The sequence below is a fragment of the Streptomyces sp. OfavH-34-F genome, assembly GCF_022347745.1.
GTDB lineage: Bacteria > Actinomycetota > Actinomycetes > Streptomycetales > Streptomycetaceae > Streptomyces.
The window spans coordinates 1-3,657 of the sequence record NZ_JAKRGC010000468.1 but is presented as its reverse complement, the minus strand read 5'-3'; the positions used below and the strand labels follow the sequence as shown (position 1 = coordinate 3,657).

Here is a 3,657-nt window from a genome sequence, read left to right as displayed (position 1 = left end):
TCTCAGAGGGGCGGGGGCGGGACGTCGTCGGGCAGGAGCACCGTGAAGTCCGCGGCGTCCGGGGCGCCCGGGTCGCCGGTGAAGCGGTCGGCGAGGCGGGCTTCCATGAGTTCCAGGAGTTTGCGTACGGTACGGGCGTTGCCGAAGCCGGCCGGGTCGCGGCGCTGGGTGGCCCGCAGCCACTCCCCCGCGCGGGCGGCCGTCGCGGAGCCCAGGGTGTAGCCCTGGGCGGCGGCCATCCGGCGCAGGATCTCCAGCAGGTCGTCGAGGCCGTAGTGGGGGAAGGGGACGCGTTCGCTGAAGCGGGAGCGCAGACCGGAGTTGGCGTCGAGGAACTGCTCCATCTCGCGCGGGTAGCCGGCCGCGATCACGGAGAAGCGGCCCCGCCACTGCTCCATCTCCAGGACCAGGGTGTCCAGCGCCTCCTTCCCGTAGCCGCCGTAGCGCGCGTCGCCGACCAGGCTGTACGCCTCGTCGATGAACAGGACGCCGTCCAGTGCGTCCTGGACGGCCTGCCGGACCATCGGGGCGGTCTCCCCGATGTGGGTGCCGACCAGGGTGGCGCGGCTGGCCTGCACCACATGGCCCTTGCGCAGCAGGCCCAGGTCGCGGAAGAGGTCGCCCACGAGCCGGGCCACGGTTGTCTTGCCGGTGCCGGGCGGTCCGGTGAACAGCAGGTGGGGCGCGACGAGTTCGCCCGCGCCCCGGGCCTGGTGCAGCCGCTTGCGCTTGGCGAGGTTGGCCAGGACCTCGCGGACGGGGCCCAGGCCGACGTAGGCGTCGAGTCCGGCGAGGAGCCGCGCGGGGTCGGGGGCCGGCCGGTCCAGGTAGGCGCGGTAGCGCTCCGGCAGGTCGTCGGGGAGGACGGGTTCGTCGACCCGGCTGCGCACCCGGTGGGACCAGTGCGTGAAGACGGCGTCGGCGAGGGTGCGCATCTCGCGGGCGTTGCCGAAGTTCCCGTCGCGGGTGCGGTGCATCTCGGTGGCGATCGCGAGCATCCGGGCCTCGGTCTCGGGGGCGGGGACGGCGCCGCGCTCGCGGAGCCGGGCCAGGGCGATGGCGTGCAGGGTCTGCGGCGGGTAGTCGGGGAAGTCCAGGACGTTGTCCTCGGCGATCCGGCTCCTGAGGCCGGGGTTGGCCTCCAGGAACTCGTTCAGCTTGTCGGGGTAGCCGGCGACGATCAGGACCAGCCGGCCCCGGTCGTTCTCCATGCGGGTGAGGAGGGCCTGGATGGCCTCGTTGCCGAAGCCGTCGCGCTGGTCGCTCAGTCCGTACGCCTCGTCGATGAACAGCACGCCGTCCAGGGCGCGGTCGATCGTCGCGTCGGTGAGGCCCGCCGTCTGGCCGACGTAGCCGGACACCAGGTCGCTCATCTTCGCCTCGACGACGTGGCCGCGCGCCAGCAGTCCGAGGTCCCGGTAGATCTCCCCGACCAGCCGGGCCACGGTGGTCTTGCCGGTGCCGGGGTTGCCGGTGAAGGCGAGGTGCAGCGAGGGCGGTTCGAAGACGCCGGCCCGGCCCCCGGCGTGCAGGGCCCGGGCCGTCTCGGTCTCGGACCGCAGCTGCTCGAAGCGCCGGCGCACCCCGTCCAGGCCGGGCATGGCCTCCAGCCGCTGCCAGGCGCCGCGCGGGTCGGCGGTGGTGATGCCGGGGAAGGACTCGCGCACGGCGGCGGGGCCGAGGGCGGCGCCGGGTGTGTCGGCCAGCCGCTCCAGCCAGGCCCGCCAGGCGCGTACGGTGCGGGGGTGGCTGCCCATGGCCTTGACGACGGTGTCCAGTTCCCGCCAGTCGGCGACGCGCAGCCCGGTGCGCAGCCGTACCGCGTGGATCAGCCGTGCCACCTCGGCGGCGGGCGGGTAGTCGATCCTGGCTGTGCCGGGGCGGCCCGGCTGGCCCGCCTGATGGCGGACCAGGGCCTCCAGGGCCGGGTAGGCGCGGCAGGATTCCAGGAACCGGACCACCTCGTCGAGGCCGGGCTGGCGGAAGACCATCAGCCACAGGTTGCCGTTGCCGTGCTCGTCGGCCCAGCCGTCCATGGCGGCGGCCAGGTCGCGGGGGGCGCGGTGGTGCAGCAGGGTGTCCTCGGCGTGCGCGAAGACGACGGCCGTGCGGTGCCGGGTCTGTCTCAGGTATCCGCGCAGGGTCATCACGGCGAACGGGTCGCTGACCCCGGGCGCGGGGCGCGGTCCCGGCGCGGGCGGGGGTGTGCTGTCGGGGCGGGGTGCGGGGGTTCCGGTGACCCGGAGGTTGCCCATCGGGCCGCGCATGCCGGGGGTGTGCATGACGGGCGGCCCGGTCCTGGCGCCGCCGGGGGGCGGCCCGCCGGGGCGGGAGAGGTCGCGCGAGGCGGTGTCCCGGAAGTAGACGGGGTTGTCGCTGGAGCTGAACACGATCCGCTCGTAGCCCTCGGCGCGCAGCAGCCGCCACAGGGCCTCCTCCAGCCGGCACAGCTGGTGGGCGGTGTCCACGAAGATGTCGCCCGCCCCGGGTCCGTACAGCAGGGTGAACGGCTCGCCGGCGCGCAGGGCGGTCGCGTCGAGGCGTTCCACGACGGGCCCGGCGGTGGGGCGCTCCGGTGTGCCGGGGCCGTTCATCCGCCGCTCCCCCGCTCCTCCTGCCCCTGGTCCGGCCGGGTCTGCCGGGCGCGCCTGCGGTGGCCCTCGATGTCCAGGTAGCGGCGGTCGGGGGCGCCGGGTTCGGGTTCGGGGGCGGCCGGTACGGCGCGGCCGCCCTCGGCGAGGGCGAGGCGGACGGCCTCGGCGCGGTCGCGGAGCTGTTCCTCGGAGGTGATGTCGTAGTCGTAGGACAGCACCCGGACGACCTGTTCGCCGGAGTCGGGGGCGGCCTGCGAGATGTCGAGGACGATCTCGTTGCCGTTCTCGTGGCGGAGCTTGGCGTAGTACGCGCCGCGCGGGTCGGCGTTCTCGTACTCGCCGTCCACGAAGTCGTAGTAGGCGAGCCGGCTGAGGGTGTGGGCGACGGTGTCGGCCAGGTTCACGCGGAGCTGGGAGGCGAGGTGGCGCATGGTGGCGCGGCTGACGGTGTCGCCGAGTTCCTCGCCGAGGCGGGGGGCCTCCCGGTCGCGCAGCAGCAGGAGTTCGTCGGTGGCGGTGGCGTCGTCGCGGGCGCGGTCCAGGATGTCGGCGGCCTCGGTGCGCAGCCGGTCCCAGTCCCCCTCGGACCAGTAGGACACGTCCACGGTGTAGTCGGGCAGGACGGCTCCGTCGGGGCCGGTGACGGGCTGTTCCCGGCTGCTCTCGATCTCCTCGGCGACGGTGGCCAGGGCGTCGATCGCCGCCATCTGGGCGGTGCAGCGTTCCAGTTCGCGCTGCTCGGTGTCGGCGCGCAGGTCGCTGAGCGCGTGGCAGGCCTCCTGGGCGAGGGCCAGCGCGGCGTCGAACCGGCCCTCGGCCGCGTTCTGTTCGGCGGTGGCGATCCGGCCGGTGAGCCGGTCGAGGGCGCCGGGGGCGTAGCGCTCGTGCAGTCCGGCGTCGGCGAGGTCGCCGGCCAGGGCGCGGGCGTCGGCGAGCCAGGTCCGCACGGTGCGGGCGGCGCGGGCGCGGTCCACGGTGAGGGCGTCGATGTCCTGGGCCAGCCGGGTTGCCTCGGCGCGCCGTTCGGCGCGTTCCTCGGCGAGGGCGCGGCGGGGGGGGTCCT

The 3,657-nt window shown here is 75.1% G+C and carries 2 protein-coding genes; both read right to left on the bottom strand.

Going from position 1 to position 3,657, the window contains the following annotated elements; all coding sequences use genetic code 11:
- Positions 1-2: 2 nt before the first annotated feature.
- Positions 3-2,594, bottom strand: a complete 2,592-nt coding sequence (locus tag MHW47_RS33425) for an AAA family ATPase (protein ID WP_239227601.1) — start codon at positions 2,592-2,594, stop codon at positions 3-5.
- The coding region (locus tag MHW47_RS33420; RefSeq protein WP_239227600.1) for a hypothetical protein at positions 2,591-3,657 on the bottom strand (1,067 nt) is incomplete at its 5' end. The genes MHW47_RS33420 and MHW47_RS33425, both read right to left, overlap by 4 nt.